We start from the raw sequence: 5,628 nt of genomic DNA on the forward strand, positions 1-5,628 counted from the left end.
CCCTCACGCCGGCCGTTGCCCCTGCTCCGGTATTGTCGCGCTGGCTCGACTGGCTCCTCGCGAACAGCTGTCGAGCACGCTCGACTCTACGCACAGCGAGCATCGAGCGCACGCCTGCCAGCGCAGGCATCAAGCCTGCGCACCCCATCGCGGACGACGAACATGCAAGCCCGTCGTGTGCTCAGCGCGCGGCGGGTTGGCCCAGGCGTCGGTAAAGCGTGCTCCGGCTGATACCCAGCTGCCTCGCTGCGGCGGTGACATTGCCGTCGGCGTCCTGCAGGGCCTGCCGCATCGCGTCCTCGGCGATGTCGCGCAGTCCGCCCGATGCCGTACTGGTACTACCCGCCTGTACCACCGGCAGCTTCAACAGCTCGGCCGGCAGATGCGCAGGGGTGATCTCCTCACCTGGATCACTCAACGCCACCAGCGTGCGCAGGCAGGCCTGCAGCTGGCGCAGGTTGCCTGGCCAGCGCTGCCGCTGCAGCACCTGCAGAACCTCCGCCTGCAGCACGCGGCCCTGCGCCATCGGTGACCACAGCGCCTGCAGCAGGGCACCGCGCTCGTCCAGCTCACGCAGGGCCGGCAGATGCACGACATGATCGGCGATGCGGTAGTAGAGATCAGCCCGGAAGCGCCCCTCGGCCGCGGCCTGCTGCAGGTCGCAGTGGCTGGCACAGACCAGGGCGAAGTCCAGTTTCACCGGGCGGCCACCGCCCAGCGGTGACAGCTCGCGTTCCTGCAGCACGCGCAGCAGGCGCGGTTGCAGGGCCAACGGCATGTCGCCGATCTCATCCAGGAACAGCACGCCGCCCTGCGCCTGCCGCAGCAGGCCGGTACTGCCCTGCCGGCGCGCGCCGGTGAACGCGCCTTCCTCGTAGCCGAACAACTCGGCTTCGATCAGGCCTTCGGGCAGTGCCGCACAGTTCACCGCCACCAGCGGCTGGCCGGCACGCGCACAGCGGCGATGCAGCTCTCGCGCGAAGACTTCCTTGCCGGTGCCGGTCTCGCCCTGCACCAGTACCGGCAGCCCCGCATCCAGCACCCGCACCGCCTGCCGCAGCTGCTGCTGCACCGGCGCCGCCAGCACCGTGCCGGGTGCCGCCAGCAGCGCGGACGCGGCGGCGGCGGCAGGGGCCACGCGGGGCGTACGCGCAACCACGGCGCCTGCGGCACGCGTTTGGCCCCTGCCGTCACTGTGGCCGTACAGCGCACGCCCCTGCCGGTCCAGCAGCATGCCGTCGTCATGCAGGCGCGACAGTGGCTGGTCGAACAGGGCCTCGTACGACGCGTGTCCGATGTCGTGCCGGTCCAGCCCGAACAACCCCAGGCCGACCCGGTTGGCAGCCACCAGGCGGCCATTGCGGAAGCCCAGCAGGGCCTCGCGCGGGCTGCCCAGCAACAGGGGCTGCGCATGCAGGTGAAGTAGTTCGCAGTCGTCCAGCCCGTCGGCGAAATAGCGGTGCTCGATCTGGTCCACCGCGTGGCGGCCCAGCGCCAGCGCATGCAGGTGGGCGTGGCGCGCGTCGCCGGAGATGTCGAGCACGCCGACGCGCTGCCCGAACGGATCGAAGATCGGCGTGGCCGAGCAGGTCAGGATGCCGTGCGGGGCGAAGAAGTGTTCGCCGCCGCGCACCTGCAGGGCACGGCCTTCGACGATGGCCGTGCCGATGGCATTGGTACCGACCGTGCCTTCGTCCCAGCGCACTCCCGGCATCAGTGCAACCTGTCCGGCGCGGTCGAGGAAGCTGTTGCTGCCCTCGGCGTCCAGCACCCAGCCTTCCTCGTCGGTGAGCAGCACGATGCCATCGCTGCTGGCCAGCGAGCTTGCCAGCCCTTCCAGCTCGGGGCGGGCCAGCCGCCACGGGCGCTCGCGGCGCTGGCGCAGTTCACGCAGTGACAGCTCGGGTACCGGGGCCACGTCGGGACGCGCGTCCACCGACAGGCCCTGGCGCTGGCAGCGCCGCCACGACTGCAGGATGGCATCGGGCACCGCCCCGGCCGGCGATGCGCCGCGCTCGAAGAAGGCACGGCGCGCACCGCCCACGCGCTCGGGAAGAATCGGCTGGGACACCCTGACGCTCCTGTGTCGCATTCTGCGACAGTTGTTGCGGGCACTGTTCCGATTAAAAGCACATCCGCGCTTCAGTTGCGATGACGACCGCTGGTGCGCCGCCGCATTCCACGCGGGGGCCGCCAGCAACTGCGCTGCCGCAGCCCGTGACGCGCCGCAGCACGCGCGAGGTTGGCACGCTCGTTGCGTTAAGGGGGCAGGCCCCGGGTTGTCCGGGCCATCCAAGGAGTGCCCACGATGAATGCCGTTGCCTCGCCCTCGACCGATCCGGCCGACCCCAGCACCCTGTTCAAGCCCCGCTACGACAACTACATCGGCGGCCAGTGGGTGGCCCCGCGCAGCGGCCAGTACTTCGACAACACCACGCCCATCACCGGCAAGGTGCTCACCTCGGTGGCGCGCTCGAATGCCGAAGACATCGAGGCCGCGCTGGATGCTGCACACGCCGCCAGGGAGGACTGGGGCAAGCGCTCCACCACCGAGCGCGCCAACATCCTCAACCGCATCGCCGACCGCATCGAGCAGAACCTGGAGCTGATCGCGCGCGCCGAAACCTGGGACAACGGCAAGCCGATCCGCGAAACGCTCAACGCCGACATCCCGCTGATGGTCGACCACTTCCGCTACTTCGCCGGCGCCGTACGCGCGCAGGAAGGCAGCCTCTCGGAGATCGACAAGGACACCGTGGCCTATCACTTCCACGAGCCGCTGGGCGTGGTCGGGCAGATCATTCCGTGGAACTTCCCGCTGCTGATGGCCGCGTGGAAGCTGGCCCCGGCGCTGGCCGCCGGCAACTGCGTGGTGCTCAAGCCGGCCGAACAGACCCCGGCCTCGATCCTGGTGCTGATGGAGATCATCGGCGACCTGCTGCCGCCGGGCGTGCTCAACATCGTCAACGGCTTCGGCCTCGAAGCGGGCAAGCCGCTGGCCAGCAACCCGCGCATCGCCAAGATCGCCTTCACCGGTGAAACCACCACCGGCCGCCTGATCATGCAGTACGCCAGCCAGAACCTGATCCCGGTGACGCTGGAACTGGGCGGCAAGTCGCCCAACATCTTCTTCGCCGACGTGATGGCCGAGGACGATGATTTCCTCGACAAGGCGGTGGAAGGTTTCGTGCTGTTCGCGCTGAACCAGGGCGAGGTGTGTACCTGCCCGTCGCGTGCGCTGGTGCAGGAATCGATCTACGAGCGCTTCATGGAACGCGTGCTCGAGCGCGTGGCCGCGATCAAGCAGGGCGACCCGCTCGATCCGGACACCATGATCGGCGCGCAGGCGTCGTCCGAGCAGCTGGAGAAGATTCTTTCCTACATCGACATCGGCAGGCAGGAGGGCGCCGAAGTGCTGATCGGCGGCGAGCAGAACACGCTCGGTGGCGAACTGGCCGGCGGCTATTACGTGAAGCCCACCGTATTCAAGGGCCACAACCGCATGCGCATCTTCCAGGAGGAAATCTTCGGACCGGTGGTGGCGGTGACCACCTTCAAGACCGAGGAAGAAGCGCTGCAGATCGCCAACGACACGCTGTACGGGCTCGGTGCCGGCGTGTGGAGCCGCGATGCATCGCGCCTGTACCGCATGGGCCGCGCCATCCAGGCCGGGCGCGTGTGGACCAACTGTTACCACGCCTACCCGGCGCACGCGGCGTTCGGTGGCTACAAGCAGTCGGGCATCGGCCGCGAGAACCACAAGATGATGCTCGACCATTACCAGCAGACCAAGAACCTGCTGGTCAGCTATTCGCCGAAGAAGCTGGGCTTCTTCTGATGGATTGATCGGGATCAAGGCGCGGGCATGGGGCCGGCGCCATCCTGTCTGCAAGCGCACTACGGAGTAACCCGCATGAACAGAACCATGAAGGCTGCCGTCGTCCGTGAGTTCGGCAAGCCGCTTGTCATCGAGGAAGTCGTGGTACCGCGCCCGGGGGCGGGCGAGGTGCTGGTCAGAATCGAGGCCTGTGGCGTCTGCCACACCGACCTGCACGCCGCCGAGGGCGACTGGCCGGTGAAACCGAACCCGCCATTCATCCCCGGCCACGAGGGCGTGGGGCACGTCGTGGCCGTGGGAGGCGGGGTAGGGCATGTCAAGGAAGGCGACAGGGTCGGCATCCCCTGGTTGTACTCGGCGTGTGGCCATTGCGAACACTGCCTGGGTGGCTGGGAAACGCTGTGCGAAACGCAGCGCAACACCGGTTACTCGGTCAACGGCGGCTTCGCCGAGTACGCACTGGCCGATGCCAACTATGTCGGCCTGCTTCCGAAGGAAGTGGGCTTCGTGGAGATCGCGCCGGTACTGTGCGCCGGCGTGACTGTCTACAAGGGCCTGAAGGTCACCGATACCAAGCCCGGTGACTGGGTAGCGATCTCCGGCATCGGCGGCCTGGGTCACATGGCGGTGCAGTACGCACGCGCAATGGGCCTGAACGTGGCTGCCATCGATGTCGACGACGGCAAGCTGGCCCTGGCCAAGCGCCTGGGCGCGCAGGTCACCGTCAACGCACGCACCACCGACCCGGCCGCGTTCCTGAAAAAGGAAATCGGCGGCGCGCATGGTGCGCTGGTCACCGCGGTATCGCCCAAGGCCTTCGAACAGGCGCTGGGCATGGTCCGCCGCGGCGGCACGGTTTCGTTGAACGGCTTGCCGCCGGGCAACTTCCCGCTGGACATCTTCGGCATGGTGCTCAACGGCGTGACCGTGCGCGGCTCGATCGTCGGCACCCGCCTGGACCTGCAGGAATCGCTGCAGTTCGCTGCCGAAGGCAAGGTCGCGGCGACGGTCAGCACCGACCGCCTGGAGAACATCAACGAGGTGTTCGCGCGCATGCACGCCGGCACCATCGAGGGGCGCGTGGTGCTGGATTTCGCCGCCTGATCATCCCGCGCATGGCTGCCGCGCCCGTCTCCCTCTCCCACGGGCGCGGCGGCCGTGCAACGGTACCCTGACGAGGCACCCATGAACGAACTTCCGCACCAGGTCATCGCCACCCTCGCAGCGCTGCAGCTTATCGAGACGCTGCGCGCGCGCCACGGCCCGCTGCTGTTCCACCAGTCCGGCGGCTGCTGCGATGGGTCCTCGCCGATGTGCTTCGCGCAGGGCGACTTCATCGTCGGTGATCGCGATGTCTGCCTGGGAGAGATCGGCGGCGCACCCTTCCACATCAGTCCCTCGCAGTTCGAATACTGGAAGCACACCCAGCTGATCATCGACGTGGTGCCCGGGCGCGGCGGCATGTTCTCGCTGGAGAACGGCGAGGGCGTGCGCTTCCTGTTGCGCTCGCGGCTGTTCAGCGATGAGGAATTCGCCGCGCTGCAGGCCGCCGGCAAGGCCTGAGCCGGTAGAGTCGAGCTTGCTCGACTGCCCTGGCGCGTAGAGTCGAGCTTGCTCGACTGCCCTGGCGCGTAGAGTCGAGCTTGCTCGACTGCCCTGGCACGTAGAGTCGAGCTTGCTCGACTGCCCTGGCACGTAGAGTCGAGCTTGCTCGACTGCCCTGGCACGTAGAGTCGAGCTTGCTCGACTGCCCTGGCACAGCAGGAGCTCACCCGCGCAGCGGACAACCC

General features: G+C 68.1%; 4 protein-coding genes. 3 read left to right on the forward strand and 1 reads right to left on the reverse strand.

What is annotated here, in order from left to right; all coding sequences use genetic code 11:
- Positions 1–181 precede the first annotated feature (181 nt).
- Positions 182–2,092 carry a sigma-54-dependent Fis family transcriptional regulator gene (locus FJU31_RS11965; RefSeq protein ID WP_150454945.1) on the reverse strand — a complete coding sequence of 637 codons (1,911 nt, stop codon included), beginning with the start codon at positions 2,090–2,092 and terminating at the stop codon, positions 182–184.
- Positions 2,093–2,308: 216 nt separating this feature from the next.
- On the opposite strand from FJU31_RS11965, the gene adh reads away from it, so the two are divergent.
- From adh to FJU31_RS11980, 3 genes are all read left to right on the forward strand, one after another.
- Positions 2,309–3,838, forward strand: coding sequence for an aldehyde dehydrogenase (gene adh / locus FJU31_RS11970; protein WP_150454946.1), 1,530 nt, complete (start codon positions 2,309–2,311; stop codon positions 3,836–3,838).
- A gap of 75 nt (positions 3,839–3,913) precedes the next feature.
- Positions 3,914–4,942, forward strand: coding sequence for an alcohol dehydrogenase AdhP (adhP, locus tag FJU31_RS11975; protein ID WP_150454947.1), 1,029 nt, complete (start codon positions 3,914–3,916; stop codon positions 4,940–4,942).
- Between the two features lie 81 nt (positions 4,943–5,023).
- A complete protein-coding gene (locus tag FJU31_RS11980) occupies positions 5,024–5,401 on the forward strand; it encodes a DUF779 domain-containing protein (RefSeq protein ID WP_150454948.1) in 378 nt (125 codons plus the stop codon).
- Positions 5,402–5,628 lie beyond the last annotated feature (227 nt).

It is taken from the genome of Stenotrophomonas cyclobalanopsidis, assembly GCF_008710035.1.
In the GTDB taxonomy this organism is placed as follows: domain Bacteria; phylum Pseudomonadota; class Gammaproteobacteria; order Xanthomonadales; family Xanthomonadaceae; genus Stenotrophomonas; species Stenotrophomonas cyclobalanopsidis.